Origin of the sequence: Longispora albida DSM 44784 (assembly GCF_000379825.1) — a bacterium.
GTDB classification, from domain to species: domain Bacteria; phylum Actinomycetota; class Actinomycetes; order Mycobacteriales; family Micromonosporaceae; genus Longispora; species Longispora albida.
Map to the genome: position 1 here is coordinate 675,027 of NZ_KB903825.1, position 23,661 is coordinate 698,687.

Genomic DNA, 23,661 nt, shown 5'->3' on the forward strand with positions numbered 1-23,661 from the left:
GCCGGCACCCAGGTTCCACCCCAGCGTTAGGTACGCGTAAATAATCGCGCCAACCCCGGTTCTGTGCTAGACAACGGCCCCCGGGCCATGTGTACCATTGGCATCGACGCCGGGCAGCTTCCCCCGTGGCTGCCCGGCGTTTTATCTTCCCCGGTCGCATCTGGCGCCGGGGTTTTTTGCTGCCTGATGGGCATGCAGCAGACTGGGCTCATGACCGGTACCTCTGAGCTGCTCTGCTCCGCGAAGGCGTGCAGGCAGCCGGCCGCCTGGGCCATCGTCTGGCGCAATCCCCGGCTGCACGCGCCCGACCGGCGCAAGACCTGGCTCGCGTGCGAGGAGCACCGGGTGAGCCTCAGCCAGTTCCTGGACGTTCGTGGCTTCCTGCTCGGAGTCGAGCCACTGCGTACCGTTGAACCGTGAGCGACGTGACAGCAACGCACAATCCGGAGAGCCCGCTCGACCCGTGGCCCGGCCAGGTCACCTGGCAGCCGTTGTCGCCGAAGTACGTGCTGGTGAGGCTGGTCCGCCTGGCAGCAGGCACCGGCGGGCTCGCCCTGGCCGCGCTGGCTGGCTGGTGGCTCACCGGCGCCTGGATCCTCGGGGTCCTCGCCGCGGCGGCCGTGCTGACCGGCCTGGTCCGCGCGCCGTTCGTCGCGAGGCAGGTCAGGTCCTGGGGTTACGCGGAACGCGGTGAGGACCTCCTGATCCGGCACGGCCTGCTGATCCGCCGCCTGACGATCGTGCCGTACGCGCGCATGCAGTTCGTCGACGTGTCCGCCGGGCCGGTCGACCGGCTGTTCGGCCTGGCCACCGTGCAGATGCACACGGCTGCCAGCGGGGTGAACGCCTCGGTGCCAGGGCTCGCGCCGCCGGAGGCCGTGCACCTGCGCGACCGGCTGGCCGCGCTCGGCCGGGCCCGCACGGAGGGCCTGTGACGGCCCACGCCCCGGCCCAGGCCAGCCGCACCCGGCTGCACCCGCTCACCCCGGTACTCAAGGGACTACGGGCCTTCTGGCTGGTGATCCTCGCGCTGTCCTGGCAGGGTCTCGCCCGGTTCGGCCTCGGATGGGGTTCGCTGATCGTGCTGGCGGGCGGGCTCGGCGCGCTGGCGTTGTCGTTCCTGACCTGGCTGGTCACCGGGTACGAGATCAGCGGGCGTGAGCTGCGCATCCAGGAGGGGCTGCTGGTCCGGCGGACCCGGGCCGTCCCGCTCGAACGCCTCCAGTCGATCGAGATCGTCCGGGGCGTGCTGGCCCAGCTCACCGGGCTCGCCGAGCTGCGGCTGGAGGTGGTCGGCGGCAAGGACTCCGAGGTCAAGCTGGCCTTCCTGCCCGTGGCCGCCGCCAACGACCTGCGCGCACAGCTGCTCGCCCTCGGCGGGACGCGGGGCGAGGCCGGCGCGGAGGACGCCGAGGCGCGGGTCCTCCACCAGGTACCGTCGCGCGACCTCGCGATCTCGCAGCTCCTCACGCCGGCCTTCCTGCTGTCGCCGTTCGCGCTGGCCGTCCCGATCCTGTTGTTCCTCTTCGAGCCCAACCTGACGTTCGTCGGCATCGCCGGCACGGTGACGGCGGCGCTCGGCACGCTCGGCGCGCCCGTCCGGCGGTACCTGGGCTTCCACGGCTTCACCCTCGCGAAGGTCCACGACGGGCTGCGGATCTCGCGCGGGATCACCGAGGTGCGGAGCCAGACGGTACCCCCGGCGCGCGTGCAGTCGGTGACACTCGCCCGGCCGCTGCTCTGGCGGAGCCAGGACTGGTACCGGTGCCACCTCCAGGTGGCCGGCGCCGCCGTCATCACGGACACCGAGACCTACACTGGCGACACGCTCGTGCCGGTGTCCACACTCGACGTCGCGCTGACGGCCCTGGACGAGGCGCTGCCGGGCGCGGGCGAGGCGACGCGCATGCCACTGGCACCGGCACCGGCCGCGGCCCTGTGGCGGGCTCCTGTGGCGGCGCGGGGGCTGGGCTTCGGGCTGACTCCCGAGTACTTCGTGAGCCGCAGCGGTGTCATCACCCCCGCGATCGCCGTGGTCCCCTACGGCCGCATCCAGGCCGTGACGCTCGACCAGGGGCCGTGGCAGCGGTGGCTGGGGCTCGCGACGGTACGGGTCCACACGGCCGGCGGCGGCCAGGTGACGGCGAAGTACCGGACGGTCGCCGAGGCGAACTGGCTGGCGACCGAGCTGTGGGGAAGAGCAGCAGCGGCGCGCTAGCGGGGAAGAACCGTACGGCAGGCTGCTGTGCGGGCCTGCCAGCCGAGGCGTTCGAGTTCGGGGGTTTCGGACTCGGCCGCCGGGTACCCGACGCAGAGGTAGGCGACCAGGCGCCACGAGGCCGGCACGTCCAGGGCCGCCGCTGCCGCCTCCGGGTCCAGGATGGACACCCAGCCGACGCCGACGCCCCGGGCGCGGGCGGCGAGCCAGAACGTGTGGACGGCGAGGACTGCCGAGTACCGGAGCATCTCCGGCATGGTGGCCCGGCCGAGCCCCGCGCCCTGCCCGGTGCCCTCGTCGCAGAAGACGGCCAGGTGCCGGGGTGCCTCGCGCAGGCCTGCGAGCTTGAGCGAGGCGTAGAGCTGCGCCCTGTCCCCCGAGTACCCGGACAGCGCCCGGTCGTTGGCCACCGCGAAGTTGGCCGCGATGGCAGCCCGGCGCTCCGGGTCGTCGACGGAGACGAAGCGCCACGGCTGGGCGTTGCCGACGCTCGGGGCCAGGCAGGCCGCGTCGAGCAGGTCCTCGACGATCGCTGGTTCGACCGGGTCGGTACGGAAATGCCGGACGTCGCGCCGCCAGCGCAGCAGGGTGTCCAGATCCGCGCGGAAGCCGTCCGTGAAGACGGGTGCCGTCACGGGACCAGGGCCGCCTCACGTTCCTCCGGGACGGCTCTGGCCGCCTTGCGCCTCGCCCACCACTTCTCGCCGAGGTTGCAGATCAGGAAGGCCGCCCCGACGTACACCCAGCCGACCAGCACGTCGATGACCCAGTGCTCCCCGCAGTACACGAGGGTGAAGGTCATGGCCAGGGGGTAGAGCAGGAGCAGCGGGATCCACCGCTTGCGGATCCTGGTGAAGAAGAACGCGATCACCAGCAGCGCGAAGGCCGTGTGCAGGCTGGGCATGGCGGCGACCGGGTTGGAGGCGACCTGGCCGGTGTTGAGCAGGTTGCCGGCGCCGTGCAGGCCGACGGCCTTCCAGCCGCGGGTGGAGATCCGGGCGACCTCTTCCACGATGCCGTACTTGCCAGCCCACCACGGCGGGGCCGCCGGGTAGAGGAAGTAGGTGATCAGGCCGAGAAACGACAGCGTGAACCAGCGGCGCATGAACGCGGCCCACAGCGGGCGGGCCCGCAGCCACAGCACCACGGCGACGGCGAGGGCCGCGACGAAGTGCGAGAAGTAGACCCAGCTCGCGAGGACGTCCCACCAGTGGATGACGTCCGGGTCGTACAGCTTCTGCTGGAGCCACACGGTCGGGGTCTCGCCGCCGGTCGCCCAGCCGAACGCCCACGCGTCGAACTGGACCAGCTCCGCGACGTGCGGAACGGCCCCGTTGTCGGCGAAACCGCGCGAGAGGTTGTAGAGGACCAGCAACAGGACGATCGGCAGCCAGTCGCGGGCGAACCCGAGATGGGACCGCCACGGCCGGTCGCTGTTCCAGGCGACGGTGGCCGCCCACAGCCAGGCGAAGGCGTATACCGGGTCGGTCGGCAGGCCGATGAGCAGCCAGCACGCGACGAACGCCGCCGTCCAGGCGGTCATGGCCACGACCCGGCGGCGGGAGGAGGACACGGCGGTCTCGGGTTGCGCAGCCATAGCGGTGCAAGCCTATCGGGTGCCGGATCGGCCAGCACCGTTAGGCTGAGCACATGGAGCTGCTGCCGGGCCTGTCCGCCCGCCTCGAGTTGACAGTGACGGACGCGGACACAGCTCAGGCGGTGGGCTCCGGTGACGTGCCGGTGCTCGGCACGCCCCGCGCGCTGGCGTTAGCCGAGGCCGCGACGGTCGCGGCCACCGCACGCAGGCTCAACAGCGGGCAGACCACGGTCGGGACCAGGGTGGAGTTCAGCCATCTCGCCCCCTCGGTGGTCGGCAGGCTGGTCCGGGCCGAGGCGATCCTCGCCGACGTCGAGGGCCGCAGGCTCACCTTCACCGTCACGCTGCACGACGGCGAGACGCTCGTCGCCGAGGGCCGGATCGAGCGGATCATGGTCGACCGGCACCGGTTCGTGGAGAAGGCTCATGGCATTCACTGAGATCACAGGGTTCACGGAGGTCGCGGCCGGAGTGTTCGTGCTGCGCTATCCGGTACTGGACTGCAACGTCACGCTGGTCAGCGGCGAGGGCGGCGCGCTCGTCGTCGACACGCTGTCCACGGCGGCGCAGGCCGCGTTCCTGCTCGGCGAGATCCGGAAGATCACTCCTGATCCGCTGACCGTGGTCAACACGCACCACCACTTCGACCACTGCTTCGGCAACGCCGCCTTCACCGGCTCGGAGATCTGGGCACACGAGGCGAACGCGGCCCGGGTCCAGGTCAAACCCGAGATCAGGATCAGGGAGGTGTACGAGGAGTTCGGCGCGCTCGACGGCATGACCGGCCTGGACGAGGTGACGATCGTGCCGCCGACCCGCACGGTGCGCTCGGCCGAGGTGCTGGACGTGGGCGGCAGGCTCGTCACCCTCCGGTACCTGGGGCGCGGGCACACCGACAACGACCTCGTGGTCACAGTGGACGGTGCCGTGCTGACCGGCGACCTGATCGAGGAGGGCGCGGCCCCGTCGTTCGGCGACTCGTACCCGTTGGAGTGGGCGGAGACCGTCGCGGCCGTGCTGGAGCTGTGCGGGGACGGGCCGGTGGTCCCCGGGCATGGTGCCGTGGTGGACAAGGCCTTCGTCGCCGCGCAGCACGCCGACCTCGCGGCCGTGGACTGGGCGATCCGTGACGGCCACGCCGACGACTCCCCGCAGGAGGCCGTGGCTGCCCGGCTGGTCAAGCAGTGGGCTCTGCTCTCCCCCGAACAGGCCACCCTCGCCGTGAAGCGCGGCTACGCGGAGCTGTCCGGGCGGGCCTGAGGCCTCTGCGGCCTACGGACCCAGGTGCACGAAGGGCGCCCAGGTCAGTGGCTCGTCCGGGCGGGCGGCTCTGACGGCCTGAATCGCGGCGTGCAGGGCTGTCGCCGGGCCGTCGCGGTCCACCGACGAGTACACGTGCGCGGCGACCTCCGGGGCGATGCTGTCGAGGATCGTCCACATCGTGCCGATGACGTGCCGGTACCCGCTGAGCTGGAGCGCCCCGGCGACGGTCAGGCCCTCGTCTGCGAGGCCGACGCCGCCGACGAAGCTCTCGCAGGCCGACAGGAAGGCCAGCTCGCCTGGCCAGCGCGACCGGGCGGCCTCGCGGACGGTCAGCGGGCCGTCGTGCAGGTGCAGGCTGCCGTGGCCGGGCGCGCCGAGCTGCTGCGATCCGTGGCAGGCGAAGTGGACGACGGGTGCGGTGCCGAGCGCGTCCCGTACCGCGTCCGTTGTGGCGTCGGGGCCGAGCAGGAGGCGTGCTTCCGGCAGGTACGAGATGAGGGTTGTGGCCTCGCGCAGCGCACCGGGGAGTGGCGGCAGGCCCGGGGTCTGCGGCATCGCCACGATGAGCGGCCTGCCCTGGGGTGGCGTCGCCCGGGTGCGGCGGGCGTGGATCAGGGCCCGGAGGGTCGGCGTGTAGGACGGCACGACGCGGTCGAACGCCGACTCGGTGCCGTCGCCAGCGGCGTGCAGCGGCAGGAAGGCCAGGAGCCCGGCGGGGCACCACCACATCCGTCCACCCGGGACCGTCGCGAGGACGGGCTGGACGATCGTGTCCCACAGCCAGCTCAGCAGGTTCGTCACGGTCGCCTGCCGGCCGGCGGATGGTGGCAGGCGGCTGACGGTGAGCAGCGCGGACACCCAGACGCCGGCCTCCTCGGCCCGGAGCGAGTCCAGTGGCGTGGTCGTGACCCCGGTGGTGGTGACCGTGAGCGCCGCCGCCGCGTACCGCCCGGCGAAGACCATCACGACCGGCCCGTCGGCGGCGGCCGCCGCGAGGTCGCCGAACCGTGGCGGCTGGAGGAATCCGGCGAGCCCCGGAAGCGCCCTGATCCGGCTCAGGATCTCGTCGCGCTCGGCGGCGAGCCCGGCCCGGCCGGCTGGCGGCCCGCCCCGGCCAGCGATCCGGTCGCACACGTCCTGGAGCGCGGCGGCGAGCTCGCCGGGTACGCCTGTCGTGTCCTGGTGCGCGTCGAGTGCCTGGCCGAGCAGGACGCCCCGGCCCTGTTCGAGCAGCTCGACGGCGAGTTCGGGACGGCCGGCCCGCAGGGCGCAGGACGCGGCGTCGGCTGCCAGGCCGTGCGAGTCGGCGATCAGGCGTTCCTGGTCTGCCGGGGACAGCCCGCGCCAGGCGACCAGGTCGAGCAGGCCGACGGCTGCCGAGTAGCCGCTGAGGGCTTCCGCGATGTCTCCCGCGCCGGCCGCCCACTCGGCGCAGATCCGCAGGGAACGGATCCGGAGCAGCGGCGGCCCGGTTTCCTCGCGGAGAGCCTGGTTCATGGCCTCCAGCGCTCCGTCAGCGTCCCCGGCCTCCCACAGGGCGACCGCGAGGTTGTGACCGAAGGACATGCGGCCCGAGTGGCCAGGGCGAGCAGCGGCCACGCACTCACGCAGCCAGCGCACAGCCTCGGTGACCTGGCCCGCGTCCCCGTCCCGCCGGTACTGGAGCAGCAGCGCGAGACCGAGGTTGCACAGCGCCTGGGGCTTGTGCTGGTGCTGCGCGGGGATGCCGCCGACCGCGAGGCGGAGCGAGCTGATGGCCTCGGAGAGCACGCCGGTCTCGCCGTCCTGGAGGCTCTGCATGAGGACCAGGCCGAGTACGCCGTGCAGGAGTGCGGCCTCGGCCGGCACCGTCGCGATAGCCACCCCGGCCCGGACGACAGCTTCCGCCTCGGCCAGCACGCCGGAGTTCCCCGTGTGCTCGTACCACCGGACGATCGTGTCCCCGAGGTTGAGGTGGAAGACGGGCAGGTCCGCGCTGTCCGGCTCTGCGGCCGCGATCGCCGTCCGGTGCCAGACGATCGACTCGGCGAGTGCTGTGGTGTCGCCGAAGTGCCCGGCCTGCGCGGCCAGCGCCACGCCCAGGTGCGAGGCGAGCAGCGGGTAGTGGACCGAGCTGGCTGACGCCTCGGCGGCGGCGCGCTGCTGGTCGATGGCCTCGCGGAGCAGGCCGGCGTCACCCGTCTGGTCGTAGAGGGTGCGGAGCGCGTTGCCGAGGTTGCCGACCGCGGCCGGCCAGAACGCGTGGCCGGGGGTCAGCGCCGCCACGGCCAGGCGGAAGCGGGTGATGGTCTCGCGCAGGTCTCCCAGGTCGCCGGTCTTCTCGAAGCGGGCGGCGTACGCGAGAGCCACGCGGGTCTCCGCCAGTTCCGGCTCGTCGCCGGCGCCGGGCACGAGCGACAGGAGTTCCGTCGCGGCGATCGCTCCGTCCACATCAGAGGGCTCGGGGTTGTGCAGATACAGCTTGGCGCGGGCGGCGAGCAGGCTGCGGTGGACGGTGGCTTCGAGGGGCGTGCCGGCCAGGAGCGCTTCGGCCTCGGACAGGGCTTCGACGGCCCGGGAGAGGTGCGAGTGCTCGGCGGTGCAGTCGTAGAGGTCGCGGAGCACGCCGCCGAGATTGCTCAGAGCCATCGCCCGGAGCTTGCCGGCGGACGTCCCGGCCGCTTCCGTGAGCAGCCCGGCCGCCTCGGGAAGGCTGCCGACATCGCCAAGAGCCTCGTACCGGTCAGCGATCACGTTACCCAGATTGAACAGCCGCTCGGCCCGCTCGGGCGCACCGGGCGGCGTGGCGTCCAGGGCCTCGCGGTGCAGGGCCGTGGCGCGGGCGAGGGCGGCGCGGTCGCCGTGCTGCTGGTACTGGTCGCGGCGCGCCTTGCCCAGGTGGGAGGCGTACATGGGCCTCGCCGGATCGGTGGGCGGGGTGGCGGCCAGCGCGCGTTCGAGGAGTGCGATCGCCTGGCCGAGCACCGAGTAGTCCCCTGTGGACTCGGCGCGGCCCATCAGCAGCACAGCTTGGAGGTGCCAGCCAGCCGGCCCGAGGTCGTCCATCCGATCGAATCTAGCCAGGAAGTGACGGTGGTCTCTACTGTCTATCTCGGATACGACGGGAGGGGCCGGATGCCGGGAACGTTCACAGCACTGGTGGTCGCGGTCCTGGCCGTGCTGCCCGGGGCGGCGTACCTCTTCGTGTACGAGAAGCAGGCCGGCTCGTTCCGCGTCGCGTGGGCCGACCGCCTGCTCCGGTTCGGCGTCGCCAGCGCGGTCTTCCACGCCTGCGCGGCCGGCCTGACGTACCACCTCTACCGGGAGTACGTGCTGACCGGCCGGCTCGTGAAGGGCACCGTGCCGCTGCTGCTCGTGCAGGTCGCCGTCGTGGCCTACGTCGCGGTACCGGCAGCCGCGGGGCTGGCCGCCGGCCTGGCGGTACGGAGGCGGATGCGGGGCTTCGGCTGGCTGAACAGCCGGGCGGCCGAGCCACGCGCGTGGGACCACGTCTTCTCGGCCTCGGCGACGATGAGCACCACGTTCGTCATGCGCACCAAGTCCGGCATCTACCTGGCCGGGGTGTTCGGGGTGGAGCCGGTCAGCGGGCGGCGGTCCTTCGCGAGCGGCTATCCGGAGCCGGGCGACATCTACTTCTCCCAGACCCTCGACATCGACTCGGCGACCGGCGAGGTGACCAGGGTGGACGGGCGGCCGGTGCTGCGGCCGGCCGGCCTGCTGATCCGCTGGGACGAGATCGAGTTCGCCCAGCTCCACGAAGGAGGACGTCGTCATGCCCAGCGAGAGGAACCGCGAGCGGAAGACGGACCAGACCATGCCGAGGGACGGTAACCCGGCCGGGCGGCCCGTCACCACCGACGACCTGCCAGAGTTCCCCACCGGCCCGGCACCCGGCGGAGAGAGGAAGGCCGAGCCGGAGAAGTCCTAGGCGCGCTGTTCCGGGATGAGGTACGCGGCCAGCATGTAGCTGGCCACGATGGCGAGGGCGAAGAAGACGAAGGCCCAGCCCCCGGCGCTCCAGTCCCCCGCCGTCATCGGCACGAACACGAAGCACCCGCCGAACACAGCGGACAGTGGCACGGCCAGCAGCGCGACCGGCCACGCTGGACGGACCTTGAGCAGCCGCAGCGCACCCCAGGCGGTCAGCCAGGCCACCGGGATGCCAGCGGCCATCCCGAACACGAAAAACTCCAGCTGCTGGAAGCCCTCCGCCGGGACGCCTGAGCTGAACAGCACGACGAGCAGGTAACTCAGGTACCAGGCGGCGAAGGCAGCCAGCCCGGCGAGCCCGGCGAGGAGCACACGGCGGAAACGGCTCATGCCCCCAAGCCTGCCTGATGGCTGGCCTGAGGGCACGAGAAGAAATACCTAGGCGACGACCCGCTCGACGCGCGGCTTGAGCGCGAGCTGCGAGGCGTTGTGCTGGATGCCCGGGTCGAGGGTCCGGTCGACGTAGATCGCGTACCACAGGCAGAAGATCAGCATCGTCCACACCTTGCGGCTGTAGTCGCCCTCGCCGGCCCGGTGCGCGTCGAGCATCCGCTGGGCGTAGGCCAGGTCGACGAGGCCGTCGGCGCCGGAGGTGGCGAAGACGTGCTTCGTCCACTCGTACATCTCGTTGCGCAGCCAGACCCGGATCGGGGTCGGGAAGCCGAGCTTCTTCCGGTTGACGATCTCCGGCGGGACGACGCCGCGCAGGGCCTGGCGCAGCGCGTACTTCGTCTCGGCGGACTTCGGCGGCAGCTTCAGGTCGACCGGCAGGTCGGCGGCGACGTTGAACACCTCGTAGTCGAGGAACGGCACCCGGACCTCAAGCGAGTTGGCCATCGACATCCTGTCCGCCTTGACGAGGATGTCGCCGCGCAGCCAGGTGTACAGGTCGACGTACTGCATCTTCGTCACGTCGTCGAGGTTGGCGGCCTCGGCGTAGATCCCGTCGGTCACGTCGGTGTACCGCACGCCCGGGTCGTAGCGCCGCATGACCTCGCGCTTCTCGTCCTCGTTGAACATGCGGGCGTTGCCGTAGTACCGCTCGGTGATCGGCGTCGTGCCGCGTTCGAGGAAGCTCTTGCCCTTGACGCCCTCGGGGATCACCTTGGACACCGCGCGCAGGCCCTTCTGCACGCCACCCGGCAGGCCGGACACCGAGCGCAGGGACAGCGGCTCGCGGTAGATCGTGTAGCCGCCGAAGAACTCGTCGGCGCCCTCGCCGGACAGCGCCACGGTCACGTGCTCACCGGCCAGCTTGGACACGTAGTAGAGCGGGACGAGCGCCGGGTCGGCGACCGGGTCGTCGAGGTGCCAGACGATCTTCGGCAGGGCGTCCATCATCATCTGCGCGGTGACGACGACCGGGAACGTCTTCACGCCCAGGTGCCGGGCCGAGTCCTGGGCGACGTCCAGCTCGGAGTACCCCTCGACGTCCATCGCGGCCGTGAAGGTCAGGATGTTCGGGTTGAACTCGCGGGCCAGGGCGACGATCGCCGTCGAGTCGATGCCGCTGGACAGGAACGCGCCGACCGGCACGTCCGAGCGCATGTGCATCCGGACGGACTCGCGGAGCGCCTCACGGATCTCGGCGTACTTGCGCTCGGGGTCGGAGACGGCTGTCGGGCGGAACTCCGGCTTCCAGTACCGCATGATCTCCATCGAGCCGCCCGGCTGGTACGTGAAGCACTCGCCGGAGCCGAGCCGGGAGATCCCGCGCGTGAGGGTGGCGGGCTCCGGCACGTACTGGAGGGTCAGGTAGTGCGAGAGGCTGGCGGCGTCGATGCCGGAGTCGCCGGTACGGGCGGCGGCGGAGAAGGGCATCAGCGCCTTCTTCTCGCTGGCCGTGTAGAGCCCGTCCTCGGTGACCGTGTAGAACAGCGGCTTGATGCCGAAGGGGTCACGCGCGCCGAACGCCGTCTTCGACTGGGTGTCCCAGATCAGGAAGGCGAACATGCCGCGCAGCTTCTTGACGGCCTGCGGGCCCCAGTAGTGGTACGCGGCGACGATCGCCTCGGCGTCACCCTCCGTGGCGAACTCCGCGCCGAACTGCCGGGCGAGTTCCTCACGCAGCTCGATGTAGTTGTAGATCTCGCCGTTGAACGTCAGCACGTAGCGCTTGCCCGCGTACCAGATGGGCTGGTGGCTGTTCTCGACGTCGATGATCGACAGCCGCCGGAAGCCGAGCAGGACGTCGTCACCCGCCGTGTGCACCTCCCCCTCGTCGGGGCCGCGGTGCTGGATGGTGTCCAAGGCGGCCTCGAACGCCTCGCGGTGCAGGCCGGCCGTTCCGTGAGCGCTGACGAAGGTGAGCAGTCCACACATGGCTCCTATCCTGTCACGCCACCGCCCCGCCGGCGCCGCCCGGTTACGCTGCTGTGCGTGTCCACCATGCAAGCCGTTCTCGCCGCGAACCTCCGCACCCTCCGCGCGGCCCGCAACATCTCCCTGTCCGAGCTGAGCCGCCGGTCAGGGATCGGCAAAGCCACGCTGTCCCAGCTGGAGGGCCCGGGCGGCAACCCGACGATCGAGACGCTGTTCTCCCTGTCCCGCGCGCTGGACGTGCCGGTGTCAGCCCTGGTCTCCGAGGCGGACCGCAGCGCGATCGCGCTGGTCAGGGCCGGTGAGGGCACCAAGATCGCCGGGGCGGCCGTCGACCTGCGGCTGCTGCACCGGCTCGACGCCGGCCGCAGCATCATCGAGGTCTACGAGCAGGTCGTCCGGCCGGGCACCGTGCAGCACTCGGAGGGCCATCCGGGCCTGGAGCACATCCACCTGGTGTCCGGCGTGCTGCGGGTCGGCCCGCCCCACGACCCGTTCGAGCTGCGCGCCGGGGACTATGTCTGCTTCTCCGCCTCGATGCCCCATTCCTATGAGGCGGTCGGCGGCCCGACCCTCGCGACGCTCATCCTCCAGCACTCCGCATAAACCCGCACAACCCCAAAACCATAATTTTGTACCTGCTGCCATCAGGCACCCCGGCTGCCCGGTAAGTCCCTGACGAGCACAAAGTCCCCGGAAAACGCGCCAAGTCCGGAGCACCCCGGGGTGGTTTCGCGGGAGAATGACGGAGTATCAGGCGAGCCGGTAATACACCACACACCACACCTTGACGTCCCGGGCCGGTGCGCCTAGTGTGGCGAACGAATTCGTTCGGTATAGCGAACACCCAGCGAACACCCAGTACCCGAGGAGACCGGAGTCCAGTGCACAGCGACGTGGCCATCATCGGCGCCGGGATCATCGGCGCCGCGACGGCGTACGAGCTGGCCAGGGCCGGGGTCTCCGTGACGGTGATCGACCGGGGCGCGCTGGCCGGCGGCACCACCTCCGGCGGCGAGGGCAACCTGCTGGTCTCCGACAAGCCGCCGGGCGCCGAGCTGGACCTGGCCCGCGACTCGCTCCGCCGCTGGCGCGAGCTGGACCCGGGCGACATCGAGCTGGAGCCCAAGGGCGGCATCCTGGTCGCCCGCAGCCCCGAGGCGGCCAAGGCGCTCGCCGAGCTGACCGCCACGCACCGCGAGGCCGGCGTCGACGGCCGGGACCTGAGCCTGTCGGAGCTGGCCGAGCGCGAGCCGCACCTGACCCGCGACGTGGCCGGCGCCGCGTACTACCCCGAGGACAGCCAGGTCCAGCCGGTCCTGGCCACCGCGGCTCTCCTCACCGCCGCCCGCCGTCTCGGCGCGACCCTGCTCACCGGGGCCGCGGTGACCGGGATCGAGCCGGGGCGCGCGGTGCGCACCGCGAGCACCACCGTCCACGCTGGGCAGATCGTGATCGCCGCCGGGCCGTGGTCCGGCGAGGTCGCGAAGCTGGCGGGTGCCGACCTGCCGATCCAGCCCCGCCGGGGCATGGTGCTGGTCACGGGTGCCGTGCCGAAGCTGGTGCACCACAAGGTCTACGACGCGAGCTACCTGGCCGCCGTCGCGAGTGACGACGCGGGCCTGCAGGCCTCGGCGGTCGTGGAAGGTACGCCGGCCGGGCCGATCCTGATCGGGTCGACCCGCGAGCGGATCGGTTTCGACGCGCGGATCAGGGTCGAGGCGCTGCGGGTGCTCGCCCAGGGCGCACTCGGCTTGTTCCCGTCGCTGGCCGGGGTGAAGATCCTCCGGGCGTACGGCGGCTTCCGGCCCTACGCGCCCGACCACCTGCCGGTCATCGGCGAGGACCCGCACCGGCCCGGCCTGTGGTACGCGACCGGGCACGAGGGCGCCGGCATCGGCCTGGCCCCGGCGACGGGCGCGCTGCTCGCCGCGCTCATGACCGGTGGCGTGCCGAGCGTCGACCCCGTTCCCTTCTCTCCAGCCCGGTTCGGGTGAGGCGGCAGTCATGACCAGGATTCCCGAGGACCCGGCCGGGGTGTTCCCCGATCCGGCGACGATCACTGTGGACGGTCAGTCCCGCCCGGCACGGGCCGGCGAGTCCGTGGCCGCGGCCCTGATCGCCGACGGCCGGGCCGCCTGGCGCGAGACCCGTACCGGCGGGAAGCCGCGCGGCGTGTTCTGCGGCATCGGCGCGTGCTTCGACTGTCTGGTCACCGTGAACGGCGAGACCGACGTGCGGGCCTGCCTGCGCCAGGTGTGCGACGGCGACGAGATCACGACCACGGCACCCGAGGTGTCCGCCCGCCCGCCGCGCGTACCGGCCGCCGACGTCTCGGTGCCGATCGTCGTGGTCGGGGCCGGTCCCGCCGGGCTGCACGCCGCGCTCGCGGCCGCCGGCGCCGGGGCCCGCGTCCTCCTGCTCGACTCGAACCCGCGGGGCGGCGGCCAGTACCACCGCCAGCTGCCCGAGAGCTTCCGCGCGTCCCGCCCGGAGAAGGCCCATCCCGGCCAGGCCGAGGCTGCGGCACTGCTCGCGAGGATCGCCGGCCACGAGCTGATCGAGCACCGTCCGAACACGACGGTGTGGGCGGCCGAGGCGGCCGAGCCCGCGTTGCGGCCAGGAGGAAGCAACCCGGCCGAGGCCGGCGAGGCCGGGCATGTTCTCCACACCACCACCGGTACCGTGCGCGCCGAGCGGGTCGTGCTCGCGACCGGGGCCTACGACCGGGCCGTGCCGTTCCCCGGCTGGGATCTGCCGGGTGTCTACACGGCCGGTGCTGCCCAGGCGCTCGTCAAGGGCCAGCGGGTCCGGCCGGGGAGCCGGATGCTGGTCGGCGGTACCGGCCCGTTCCTGCTGCCCGTCGCGAGCGGGCTGCTCGCCGCCGGGGTCAAGCTCGAAGGCGTGCTGGAGGCCAACCGGCCGGCCGGCGGCTGGCTGCGGCGGCCGGGCATCCTGGCCAGCGCGCCGTCGAAGCTGCTCGAAGCCGCGAAGTACAACCTGACTCTGGCGAGGCACGGCCTGCGCGTGGCCAACGGCCAGGCCATCGTCGCGGTGCACGGCAGCCGGCGGGTCGAGGCGGCCACGGTCGCCAGGCTCCGTCCGGACTGGACGATCGAGTCGACGCGGACGGTCGAGGTCGACGCGGTGGCGATCGGCTACGGCTTCACCCCGCAGCTCGAACTGGCGATCGCGCTCGGTTGCTCGGCCGGCGCGTTCGTCGATGTGGACAGCCAGCAGCTGACCAGCGTGCCCGGCGTGTACGCCGCCGGCGAGCTGACCGGCATCGGGGGTGCTGTGCTGTCAGCGGCCGAGGGCCGCATCGCCGGGCTGGCCGCCGCCGGGGCCGTCCCCGACCAGCGGGCGGCCCGGACGCGCGGCCGGTACGCGCGGTTCGCCACGGCCCTCGCCGAGATCTACCCGGTCCGGGACGGCTGGCAGTCCTGGCTGGACGAGACGACCCTGGTCTGCCGGTGCGAGGAGGTCTCGTACCAGACGATCAGGGACACGGTCACCGAGCACGCGGTGACCGGCACGAAGACCCTGAAGCTCTGCACCCGGGCAGGTCTTGGCTGGTGCCAGGGCCGGGTCTGCGGCCGCAACGTCGCCGACCTCACCGGCCTGCCAGCCGCCGACCACCGGCCGGTGGCCAGCCCGATCTGCCTCGGCGACCTCGCCGGGGCCTGAAGACCACTGACTACCCCTCGGATCACTCCAGTAGCAAAGGACCGCTGAATGAGCATCGATCTCCGTGGCGTCATCGTCGCCACCGCACTGCCGTACGCCGCTGACGCCTCGGCCCCGGCCGGCCTGCGGGTCGACTACGATGCCTACGCCGAGCACTGCTCGTGGCTGGTCGCTAACGGCTGCCGCGGCGTGACTCCGAATGGCTCGCTCGGTGAGTACTCATCGCTCACCGACGAGGAGCGCGCACAGGCCGTCCGGACCGCCGTGGCCGCGGTCGGGCCGGAGGGTGTCGTGGTGGCAGGGGTGTCAGCACCGGGCGCGCACCAGGCCCGGTACTGGGCGGAGCAGGCCGCTGAGGCCGGGGCGCACGGTGTGCTGTGCCTCCCCCCGACCATGTACCGGGCCAACCGGGCCGAGATCGTGCACCACTTCGCCGAGGTGGCGAAGGTCGGGCTGCCGGTCATGGTCTACAACAACCCGATCGACACCAAGGTCGACCTGACCCCGGAGATCCTCGCCGAGATCGCCACGCTCGACAACGTGGTCGCGGTCAAGGAGTTCTCCGGTGACGTCCGGCGCGTGCTGGAGATCCGCGAGGCCGCTCCGGACCTCGACGTGGTGGCCGGCGCCGACGACGTGGTCGTGGAGAGCCTGCTGATGGGCGCGACCGGCTGGCTGGCCGGCTTCCCGAACGTGTTCCCGAAGGAGTCGGCAGAGCTGTACAAGCTGGCCATCTCCGGTGACGTGGCCGGCGCCCGCGCGCTGTACGAGCCGCTGGTCGCCGCCTTCCGCTGGGACTCGCGCACCGAGTTCGTCCAGGCCATCAAGCTGGGCATGGAGCTCGTCGGCCGCCCGGGTGGCCCGAGCCGCCCGCCGCGTGGCCCGCTGTCGGAGACCCAGACCGCGCAGATCAAGGCCGACATGGACAAGGCCATCTCGTACCTGGCCAGCCGGTAGCTGGGAGGCACACCGATGAGGTTCTCCCGGTACTTCACGGCGGTCGACTCCCACACCGAGGGGATGCCGACCCGGGTCATCACGGGCGGGGTCGGCGTGATCCCCGGCGCCAGCATGGCCGAGCGGCGCGAGTACTTCCTTGAGCACATGGACGACATCCGCACGCTCCTGATGTACGAGCCGCGCGGGCACGCCGCGATGTCCGGGGCGATCCTCCAGCCCCCGACCAGGCCGGACGCCGACTACGGCGTGCTGTACATCGAGGTGTCCGGCTGCCTGCCGATGTGCGGGCACGGCACGATCGGCGTCGCGACGGTCCTCGTCGAGACGGGCATGGTCACGGTGACCGAGCCGGTGACGAAGGTCCGGCTGGAGACTCCGGCCGGGCTCGTCGAGTGCTCGGTGGCGGTGAAGGACGGCCGGGCCGAGTCGGTCACCCTGACGAACGTGCCAGCGTTCTGCGTCGAGCTGGATGCCACAGTGGACGTTCCAGGCCTCGGCCAGGTGCGCTACGACCTGGCCTTCGGCGGCAACTTCTACGCGTTCGTCAAGCTGGAGGAGCTCGGCCTCCCCTTCGACCGGGCCGCGAAGGAGGAGCTGATCAAGGCGGGGCTGGCCATCATGGACGCCATCCCGGCCCCGAAGCACCCCGAGTTCCCCACGTACGGCGTGCACCACGTGTACCTGGAGGCGCCCGGCTCCGACGCCACGCACTCCCGGCACGCGATGGCCATCCACCCGGGCTGGTTCGACCGCTCGCCGTGCGGCACCGGTACCAGCGCGCGGATGGCCCAGCTGCACGCGCGTGGTGAGCTGGGGCTGGAGCAGGACTTCGTCAACGAGTCCTTCATCGGCACCCGCTTCATCGGCCGGCTGGTCGGGGACGCCCAGGTCGGCGAGTACCCGGCCGTGATCCCGACCGTCACCGGGCGGGCCTGGATCACGGGCATGGGGCAGTACCTGCTCGACCCGGAGGACCCGTTCCCGGCGGGCTTCCTGCTCTAGAAGCCGCCGGAGGGGCCACTGTGGATAACCACGGTGGCCCCTTTCGCGTCAGCGGCGCAGCCGGTACCAGGTGTAGCCGCCGAGCGTGACCGCCGACCAGGCCAGCGCCACGGCGGTGATCACGAGGAGCGTGCCGGTGCCTGCGTTGTCGTTGAGGGCGCGCGGGACGGTGAGCATCGGCGGTACGAGCCACGGGACCGGTGACCAGCGCTGGTCGAGGACGGCCGTCACGACCACGGCACCGGCCAGCAGCAGCGCACCGGGCCCTGCGGCGCGGGTGACGGCCCGGCTGGCCCAGGCACCGATGGCCACCGCCGCCGGTACGAAGATGAGGTGTGCCCAGGCGCCCACGACCAGCGACCGTGGCGACAGGTCGCTGGAACGGATCCCGCCGACCAGCCAGGGCAGGACCAGCGAGGCCGCGATCACCGGCCCGGCCGTCAGGGCTGCGGCGGCGAGCCCGGCGGTGACCTCCCGCCGGTGCGAGCCGAGCGCCACGGCCGCCAGGCCGCGCTGGCCGTCGGGCTCGGCGTCGAGCAGGAGCTTGACCTGGATGGCCAGCACCGGGAAGAGCAGCATGGCCGACAGGCCGTACACCTCGGCGGCACTGCCCGGCTCGCCAGCCTGGATCGCGGCGAGCAGCAGCAGGATGCCGGCCGGGGCGATCAGGCCGCGCTGGCCGCGCACGAAACCGGTCAGCCGCATGCGGATCAGCGCGTTCACAGGGCACGCACCTGGATGTCGCTGTGGCCGGCGGCCCGCAGCATCGCCACGGTGAGCACCCGCGGGCTCCCGGGGCCGCACCTGAGCCAGACCTTCCCGAACCGCACAGTCACGCCCCCGATCCCGTATCCACCTTGGACGATCGTAGCCACCCGCTGGCGTGACCTTCGTCCCTCAACTGGACACCCGGGCACACCCTGCCTACAGTTTTGTACTGACCAGTCAGTTCAAGAGTGGAGGCGGCATGGCGGAGGACACCACCCCGGCACCGGCCCCCGTCGTCAGCGCCGAGGGGCTCGGGCTGAAGACCTCGCGCGGCTGGGTGTTCCGGGACATCTCCCTCGCGATCCACCCGGGCGAGCTGGTCGCCGTCACCGGGCATGCCGGATCTGGCCGGAGTTCGCTGCTCCTGGCCATCGCCGGGCGGTTCGTCACGAGCCAGGGGAAGCTGCACCTGCCGAAGAAGCCGCACCAGAACCTGGCCCTGGGCTACGTGCCCGGCGTGCACGAGCCAGAACCGGCCCTCACGGTCGCCGAGCACTTCGCCGAGCGCCGCCGCCTGCTGGGGCTGCGCAAGGTACCGATGACGAACAGGACGCTCGGCCGCGAGCTCGACCCGCTCGAACGGCACATGCTCTGCCTCGACCTCGCCCTGCTGGGCGGGCCGCGGCTCGTCGTCGTGGACGACGTCGACGCAGGCCTCACCCTCGATGAGCAGGCCGGGCTGTGGCACACCCTGCGCGCGGTCGCCGACCGGGGCACGGCCGTGGTGGCCGCCTGCCGGGAGGCGACCCCGGAGGTCCATCAGACGATCACCCTGGCCAAGGAGAACTAGTACCCATGCTGACGCTGGCGAGGCTCGAACTCCGGCGGTTCCTCCGTGCCAGGCTGACCCGGGCGGCGCTGGCCGGGCTGACGCTGATCCCGCTGCTGTACGGCGCGCTGTACCTGTGGGCGTTCTGGGATCCGTACGACCAGATGAAGCACATCCCGGCCGCGATCGTGAACGAGGACCGCCCGGTCACCGTGGACGGGAAGAAGAAGGAAGCCGGCAAGGACCTCCAGCAGAAGCTGATCGACAAGGAGACCTTCGCCTGGCAGGTCACCGGGCGCGAGGCCGCGCTGAAGGGGCTGGACAGCGGCAGGTACCACATCGTGCTGGTCGTCCCTGAGAACTTCTCCGCCTCGGTGAGCTCGCCGTCCGTCAAGGACAAGGACCCCTATCGCGGGCAGCTCCAGGTCCTCACCAACGACTCGAACAACTACCTTTCCGGTGTACTGGCCCGCTCGGCCTTCACCGAGATCCGCGCCCAGGCGAACAGCGGGGCCGCGAAGGAGTACTTCGACCGGATCTTCGTCTCCTTCGCCGACGTGAAGTCCGCGCTGGGCAAGGCGGCGAACGGCGCGAACGAGCTCAACGGCGGGATCGGTACGGCCACCGACGGCGCGGGCAAGCTCAAGAACGGCTCCGGCGACCTGAAGAACGGCACGGGCGAGCTGTCCGGCGGTCTCGGTACCGCGCACGCGAAGGCCCAGGAACTCAACAACGGCCTGATCACGATCAAGACGGGCTCCGGCCAGCTGGAGGACGCCTCGGCCCGGCTCGCCGCGGGTACTCGGCTGCTCGCCACCAAGCTCTCCGGCGCGGCTGACCAGGTCGAGCCGTATCTGCAGTACGCCGACGAGGTCGCTGCGGCCGCCACCGCCATCGCCGACGGCACCGACCTGGCCATCAAGGGCATGGACGCGCTGCCCGGCCTGGTGAACACGTCCGTGCAGCAGGCGGAACAGGTCCACGCCGGCCTGGTGAAGCTCGGCGAGAGCCAGCCGGCCCTCAAGAGCGAGCCGCTCTACATCTCCGCGCTCGACGCCTCGTCGAAGAGTGTCGAGGCCGCCCGCGCGGTACGAGAGAAAGTGAACGCCAATCCGGGGGCCTTCGCCGAGCTGAAGGCCCAGATGCAGCAGGTCTCGGCCAAGGCGCGTGCCCTGGCAGCCAAGGCTCCGAAGCTTCCCGGCGAGGTGGCCAAGGCCCGCACCGACGCCAACGCGCTCGCCGAGGGCGCGGAGAAGGTCGCGGCCGGCGCGAAGAACCTGCACTCCGGGATCGGCAAGGCGCAGTCGGGCATGGACGCCCTGACCGGCGGCCTGTACCGGCTGTCGACCGGCGCGCGGCAGATCGACTCGGGCATGCTCCAGCTCGACTCCGGGCTGTCCGACCTGTCCGGCGGCCTGGTGAAGCTGCACGACGGCTCGGCTGAGCTGGCCACCAAGCTCGGCCAGGGCGAGGCGGAGATCCCCGGCTACGACGCAGACCAGCGCGCCCAGCGCAGCACCGTCATGGGCGACCCGATCGACGTGCAGCGGCAGGCCAAGAACGCTGCCGCGACCTACGGCGTCGGCTTCTCCCCGTACTTCATCGCCCTCGCGCTGTGGGTGGGCGCCATGCTGACCTACATGCTCCTGCGGCCGGTGAACCCCCGGCACCTGGCCTCCGGCGCTCCCGCCTGGCGGGTCGCTCTCGCCGGGTGGCTGCCAGGGCTGGCCGTCGGGATCATCCAGGCGGCAGTGCTGCTCGCCGTCCTGCATTTCGCGCTAGGACTTGACCTGGTACGCCCGTGGGCAGCCATCGGCGTCCTCGGGCTGACCGTGGCGGCGTTCACCGCCCTGCTCCAGCTGATCGGCGCGAAGTTCGGGGCGGCCGGCCGGGTCCTCGCCCTCATGCTGCTCATGGTCCAGCTGACGTCCTCCGCCGGTACCTACCCGATCGAGACGTCGCCGGCCTTCCTGCGCGCGCTGCACCCGTACATGCCGATGACGTACGTCATCCGGGCGCTCCGGCACCTGATCACCGGCGGGGCCACCGGCCCGGTATGGCAGGCTGTGGCTGTGCTCGCGGGGGTCACCGCCGGTGCCGTGGGCCTGACGGTCCTGGTGCTCCGGAAGTCCCGGCGGCTCACGCCCAGCAAGCTGAACCCCGACCTCCAGATGTGAGATTGATCATGGGCCGACGGGAGACCACCCGGCAGAAGCTCTTCGGCGCGGCGATCACCCTGATCGCCGAGCGCGGCTACTCCGCGACCACGGTGGACGACATCGCCGCCGCCGCCGGGGTGGCCAAGGGCACTGTGTACTACAACTTCGGCTCCAAGCCGGAGCTGTTCGCCGAGCTGCTCCGGCACGGGATCGGCCTGCTGATCAGCGAGCTGCGGACCGCGGCCACCGGCCAGACCGGCTTCGACGGGGTGCACGCTGTGGCCACGGCACAGCTCCAGTTCATCCAGCGGTACCAGGACTTCGCGCAGCTGCTGATGGCGGAGATGTGGCGTACCAACCGGGACTGGCAGCCGATCCTCAGCGAGCTGCGCGGCGAGGCCGTCACCGCGATCGCGGAGGTCATCCAGCGCGGGGTCGACAGTGGAGAGTTCGACAAGCGGGTCGACGTGCGCTTCGCGGCCTCCGCGCTCTTCGGCGTGGTCCTCGCCGTGGCCCTCGACTGGCTGGTCTACTCGCCGGAACGGTCCCTCGCCGACGTCCGCGAATCGCTCATGCTGATCGTCGACGCGCGGCTGCGCCAGCCGTAGCGTTTCCGGCTCCTTAAGCGGTAGTACCCTACCCAGCCGTAAGGGGTACGGTGGTTGGAACGTCTTACCGCGTTCGCGAGGAGCCCCTGATGACCGAAGACCGTCCCGCCGAGGGCGAGCGCCCGCACGACCCGCACTTCCCGGAGAAGTTCCTGGAGTTCATGCGGGGCGGCTGGGCGGACTCACCGCTGGACGTGCTGACCCTTCCCCAGTCGGTGAACTACGCGCGGCGCCGCGACCAGCTGTCCGCGGCCTTCCCCGGTGAGAACCTGGTCATCCCCACCGGCGGCGAGAAGACCCGGGCCAACGACACCACGTACCCGTTCCGGCCCGGCACGGACTTCTTCTGGCTGACCGGCGAGCACGACCCGGAGTCGGTGCTGATCCTGCGGGCCACGGCCAGCGGCCACGAGTCCGTGCTGTACGTGCGCCCCCGCTCCCCGAAGGACACCGACGCCTTCTTCCGCAACGCGATGCACGGCGAGCTGTGGGTCGGCCGCCGCCACACCCTCGCCGAGAAGACCGCGGAACTGGGCGTCGAGACCGCCGACCTGTCCGGCCTCGAAGCGGCCCTCGCCGACCTGGCACCCGGCAGGACCCGCGTCCTGCGGACCTTCGACGAGGCCGTCGACAAGGCGATCCTTCCGGTCGGCGACGGCTCGCGTGACACCGAGCTGGCGAAGGTCCTCAGCGAGCTGCGGCTGCCGAAGGACGAGTGGGAGATCGCCCAGCTCCAGGACGCCTGCGACATCACCGTCCGCGGCTTCGAGGACGTGGCCCGGATCCTCCCGGCCGACCGTTCCGTCTCCGAGCGGCTGCTGGAGGGCATCTTCGCCCTGCGCGCCCGGCACGACGGCAACGACCTCGGCTACGGCTCGATCGTGGGCAACGGCCCGCACGCGACGATCCTGCACTGGACGCGCAACAACGGCCAGACCAACCCCGGCGACCTGATCCTGATGGACATGGGCGCGGAGAACCACAACCTCTACACCGCCGACGTGACCCGCACCCTGCCGGTCAACGGCCGGTTCAGCCCGCTCCAGCGCCAGGTCTACGACGTGGTGTACGCCTCGCAGCAGGCCGGCATCGACGTCATCAAGCCGGGCGTGGAGTGGACCGAGATCAAGAACACCTGCAACCGGGTGCTCGCCGAGGGCCTGTACGACCTGGGTGTCCTGCCGGGCACGGTGGAGGAGGCCCTCGACCCCGAGGCGCAGTACTTCCGCCGGTGGACCCTGCACGGCTTCGGCCACATGCTCGGCCTCGACGTGCACGACTGCGCGAACGCCAGCAAGGAGAACTACCACGAGGGCAAGCTGGACACCGGCTACGTCCTCACCGTCGAGCCCGGCCTGTACTTCCAGGCCGAGGACGAGCTGGTCCCGGCCGAGCTGCGCGGGGTCGGCATCCGGATCGAGGACGACATCCTCGTCACCGACTCCGGTTCCGTGAACCTGTCCGGCGGCCTCCCCCGCACCTCCGCCGAGGTAGAGACCTGGCTCGGCGAGCAGCGCGAAGCCGGCCCCCGCCTGCCTTAGATTGTGCCGGCCCGCTGAGCGAAAATCTGAGCTGCGCGAAACAAAAGCCCGTGTACAACCAGTACACGGGCTTTCGTTTATGCGATCAGATTTCCGCTCAGCGGGCCACCGCGCCTTAGATCAAGATCAAAAGCGAAGGTCAAGAGCACTTCCGTGGTTACTCCGCCAAATGCGGCAATGCGGTGAAAAACTTCTGGGTATGGACATCCAGCAGATGCTCAAGAACCCGATGACCCAGGCGATCATCGCGGCCCTGATCAGCAAGTTCATCGGCAGCAAGCTCGGCGGGGCCGCCCAGCCCCAGGCGGCCGGGAACGGCGCCTCGCCGGGCGGGATCGACCTCGGCGGCATTCTCGGCGGGATCCTCGGCGGCGGAGGCCAGGGCGGCGGAGGAGGCATCGACCTGGGCAAGATCCTGGGCGGGGTACTCGGCGGTGGCGGCGGGAAGAACCTGGTCGGCCAGCTCACCCAGGGCGGGCTCGGCGACCAGCTCCAGTCGTGGATCGGCACCGGGGCCAACCAGCCGGCCACGCCGCAGCAGTTCGCCGAGGCGATCGGGCCGGACACCATCAACGAGATCGCGGCGGAGACGGGCGCGACACCCGAGCAGGTGAGCGAGACGATCAGCCAGGTCGTTCCCGAGATCGTCAACGAGTCGAGCCCCAACGGCCAGCTCGACCCAGCCGCGCTCCAGACCACCCTCAGCAAGTTCCTAGGCTCTTGATCTTGACCTTGATCTAAGGCGAGGTGGCCCGCTGAGCGGAAATCTGACAAGCGAAA

General features: G+C 71.4%; 22 protein-coding genes. 16 read left to right on the forward strand and 6 right to left on the reverse strand.

Going from position 1 to position 23,661, the window contains the following annotated elements:
* Positions 1-210: 210 nt before the first annotated feature.
* Genes A3G1_RS0116920 through A3G1_RS0116930 form a run of 3 tightly spaced genes read left to right on the forward strand, consistent with a single transcriptional unit; the run spans position 211 to position 2,218 of the window.
* Complete coding sequence (locus tag A3G1_RS0116920) at positions 211-420, forward strand: hypothetical protein (protein WP_026212215.1); 210 nt, start codon at positions 211-213, stop codon at positions 418-420.
* Positions 417-935, forward strand: coding sequence for a PH domain-containing protein (locus A3G1_RS0116925; RefSeq protein WP_018350664.1), 519 nt, complete (start codon positions 417-419; stop codon positions 933-935). The genes A3G1_RS0116920 and A3G1_RS0116925 overlap by 4 nt, the downstream gene beginning before the upstream one ends.
* Complete coding sequence (locus A3G1_RS0116930; protein ID WP_018350665.1) at positions 932-2,218, forward strand: PH domain-containing protein; 1,287 nt, start codon at positions 932-934, stop codon at positions 2,216-2,218. Before A3G1_RS0116925 ends, A3G1_RS0116930 begins: the two co-directional genes overlap by 4 nt.
* On the opposite strand, the gene bluB is transcribed toward A3G1_RS0116930, so the two are convergent.
* Together bluB and A3G1_RS0116940 are read right to left on the reverse strand one after the other, a co-directional pair.
* Positions 2,215-2,853: a 5,6-dimethylbenzimidazole synthase gene (bluB, locus tag A3G1_RS0116935; RefSeq protein ID WP_018350666.1), complete on the reverse strand. Its 639-nt coding sequence runs from the start codon at positions 2,851-2,853 to the stop codon at positions 2,215-2,217. The genes A3G1_RS0116930 and bluB overlap by 4 nt on opposite strands.
* Entirely contained in the window at positions 2,850-3,815 is a 966-nt protein-coding gene (locus A3G1_RS0116940; RefSeq protein ID WP_018350667.1) for a phosphatase PAP2 family protein, read from the reverse strand. Before A3G1_RS0116940 ends, bluB begins: the two co-directional genes overlap by 4 nt.
* 53 nt (positions 3,816-3,868) lie before the next feature.
* On the opposite strand from A3G1_RS0116940, the gene A3G1_RS0116945 reads away from it, so the two are divergent.
* Together A3G1_RS0116945 and A3G1_RS0116950 are read left to right on the forward strand one after the other, a co-directional pair.
* Entirely contained in the window at positions 3,869-4,255 is a 387-nt protein-coding gene (locus A3G1_RS0116945; protein ID WP_018350668.1) for a thioesterase family protein, read from the forward strand.
* The gene (locus A3G1_RS0116950; protein ID WP_018350669.1) at positions 4,242-5,075 is read left to right on the forward strand and encodes an MBL fold metallo-hydrolase; all 834 of its coding nucleotides are present in this window, start codon (positions 4,242-4,244) and stop codon (positions 5,073-5,075) included. Before A3G1_RS0116945 ends, A3G1_RS0116950 begins: the two co-directional genes overlap by 14 nt.
* Positions 5,076-5,087: 12 nt before the next feature.
* Here A3G1_RS0116950 and A3G1_RS38660 read toward each other — a convergent pair whose 3' ends face one another.
* A complete protein-coding gene (locus A3G1_RS38660; RefSeq protein WP_018350670.1) occupies positions 5,088-8,123 on the reverse strand; it encodes a CHAT domain-containing protein in 3,036 nt (1,011 codons plus the stop codon).
* A gap of 69 nt (positions 8,124-8,192) precedes the next feature.
* On the opposite strand from A3G1_RS38660, the gene A3G1_RS0116960 reads away from it, so the two are divergent.
* Positions 8,193-8,909 (forward strand): DUF6338 family protein, encoded by a 717-nt coding sequence (locus A3G1_RS0116960; protein WP_018350671.1) that lies wholly within the window; start codon positions 8,193-8,195, stop codon positions 8,907-8,909.
* Positions 8,910-9,002: 93 nt separating this feature from the next.
* On the opposite strand, the gene A3G1_RS0116970 is transcribed toward A3G1_RS0116960, so the two are convergent.
* Both A3G1_RS0116970 and asnB read right to left on the reverse strand, forming a co-directional pair.
* Positions 9,003-9,398: a hypothetical protein gene (locus A3G1_RS0116970; protein ID WP_018350673.1), complete on the reverse strand. Its 396-nt coding sequence runs from the start codon at positions 9,396-9,398 to the stop codon at positions 9,003-9,005.
* 48 nt (positions 9,399-9,446) lie between these two features.
* Positions 9,447-11,390 (reverse strand): asparagine synthase (glutamine-hydrolyzing), encoded by a 1,944-nt coding sequence (gene asnB / locus A3G1_RS0116975; protein WP_018350674.1) that lies wholly within the window; start codon positions 11,388-11,390, stop codon positions 9,447-9,449.
* 66 nt (positions 11,391-11,456) lie between these two features.
* Between asnB and A3G1_RS0116980 the strand changes: the two genes are divergently transcribed.
* From A3G1_RS0116980 to A3G1_RS0117000, 5 genes are all read left to right on the forward strand, one after another.
* A complete protein-coding gene (locus A3G1_RS0116980) occupies positions 11,457-11,993 on the forward strand; it encodes a helix-turn-helix domain-containing protein (RefSeq protein WP_018350675.1) in 537 nt (178 codons plus the stop codon).
* Between the two features lie 278 nt (positions 11,994-12,271).
* Positions 12,272-13,384, forward strand: a complete 1,113-nt coding sequence (locus tag A3G1_RS0116985; RefSeq protein ID WP_018350676.1) for an NAD(P)/FAD-dependent oxidoreductase — start codon at positions 12,272-12,274, stop codon at positions 13,382-13,384.
* 10 nt (positions 13,385-13,394) lie between these two features.
* Positions 13,395-15,074 (forward strand): 2Fe-2S iron-sulfur cluster-binding protein, encoded by a 1,680-nt coding sequence (locus A3G1_RS0116990; protein ID WP_018350677.1) that lies wholly within the window; start codon positions 13,395-13,397, stop codon positions 15,072-15,074.
* A 48-nt stretch (positions 15,075-15,122) separates the two neighbouring features.
* Positions 15,123-16,031, forward strand: a complete 909-nt coding sequence (locus tag A3G1_RS0116995) for a dihydrodipicolinate synthase family protein (RefSeq protein WP_018350678.1) — start codon at positions 15,123-15,125, stop codon at positions 16,029-16,031.
* A gap of 15 nt (positions 16,032-16,046) precedes the next feature.
* On the forward strand, positions 16,047-17,036 hold the full coding sequence (locus A3G1_RS0117000; protein WP_018350679.1) for a proline racemase family protein: 990 nt from the start codon (positions 16,047-16,049) through the stop codon (positions 17,034-17,036).
* 48 nt (positions 17,037-17,084) lie between these two features.
* On the opposite strand, the gene A3G1_RS0117005 is transcribed toward A3G1_RS0117000, so the two are convergent.
* The gene (locus A3G1_RS0117005) at positions 17,085-17,759 is read right to left on the reverse strand and encodes a hypothetical protein (protein ID WP_018350680.1); all 675 of its coding nucleotides are present in this window, start codon (positions 17,757-17,759) and stop codon (positions 17,085-17,087) included.
* 244 nt (positions 17,760-18,003) lie between these two features.
* On the opposite strand from A3G1_RS0117005, the gene A3G1_RS35305 reads away from it, so the two are divergent.
* The 5 genes from A3G1_RS35305 to A3G1_RS35310 all read left to right on the forward strand — a co-directional run bounded on the left by A3G1_RS35305 (position 18,004) and on the right by A3G1_RS35310 (position 23,605).
* Complete coding sequence (locus tag A3G1_RS35305; RefSeq protein WP_018350682.1) at positions 18,004-18,594, forward strand: ATP-binding cassette domain-containing protein; 591 nt, start codon at positions 18,004-18,006, stop codon at positions 18,592-18,594.
* Positions 18,595-18,599: 5 nt separating this feature from the next.
* Positions 18,600-20,750 (forward strand): YhgE/Pip family protein, encoded by a 2,151-nt coding sequence (locus A3G1_RS0117020; RefSeq protein ID WP_018350683.1) that lies wholly within the window; start codon positions 18,600-18,602, stop codon positions 20,748-20,750.
* An 8-nt stretch (positions 20,751-20,758) separates the two neighbouring features.
* Positions 20,759-21,340: a TetR/AcrR family transcriptional regulator gene (locus A3G1_RS0117025; RefSeq protein ID WP_018350684.1), complete on the forward strand. Its 582-nt coding sequence runs from the start codon at positions 20,759-20,761 to the stop codon at positions 21,338-21,340.
* 89 nt (positions 21,341-21,429) lie between these two features.
* Complete coding sequence (locus A3G1_RS0117030; protein WP_018350685.1) at positions 21,430-22,881, forward strand: aminopeptidase P family protein; 1,452 nt, start codon at positions 21,430-21,432, stop codon at positions 22,879-22,881.
* A gap of 199 nt (positions 22,882-23,080) precedes the next feature.
* The gene (locus tag A3G1_RS35310; RefSeq protein ID WP_018350686.1) at positions 23,081-23,605 is read left to right on the forward strand and encodes a YidB family protein; all 525 of its coding nucleotides are present in this window, start codon (positions 23,081-23,083) and stop codon (positions 23,603-23,605) included.
* Positions 23,606-23,661 lie beyond the last annotated feature (56 nt).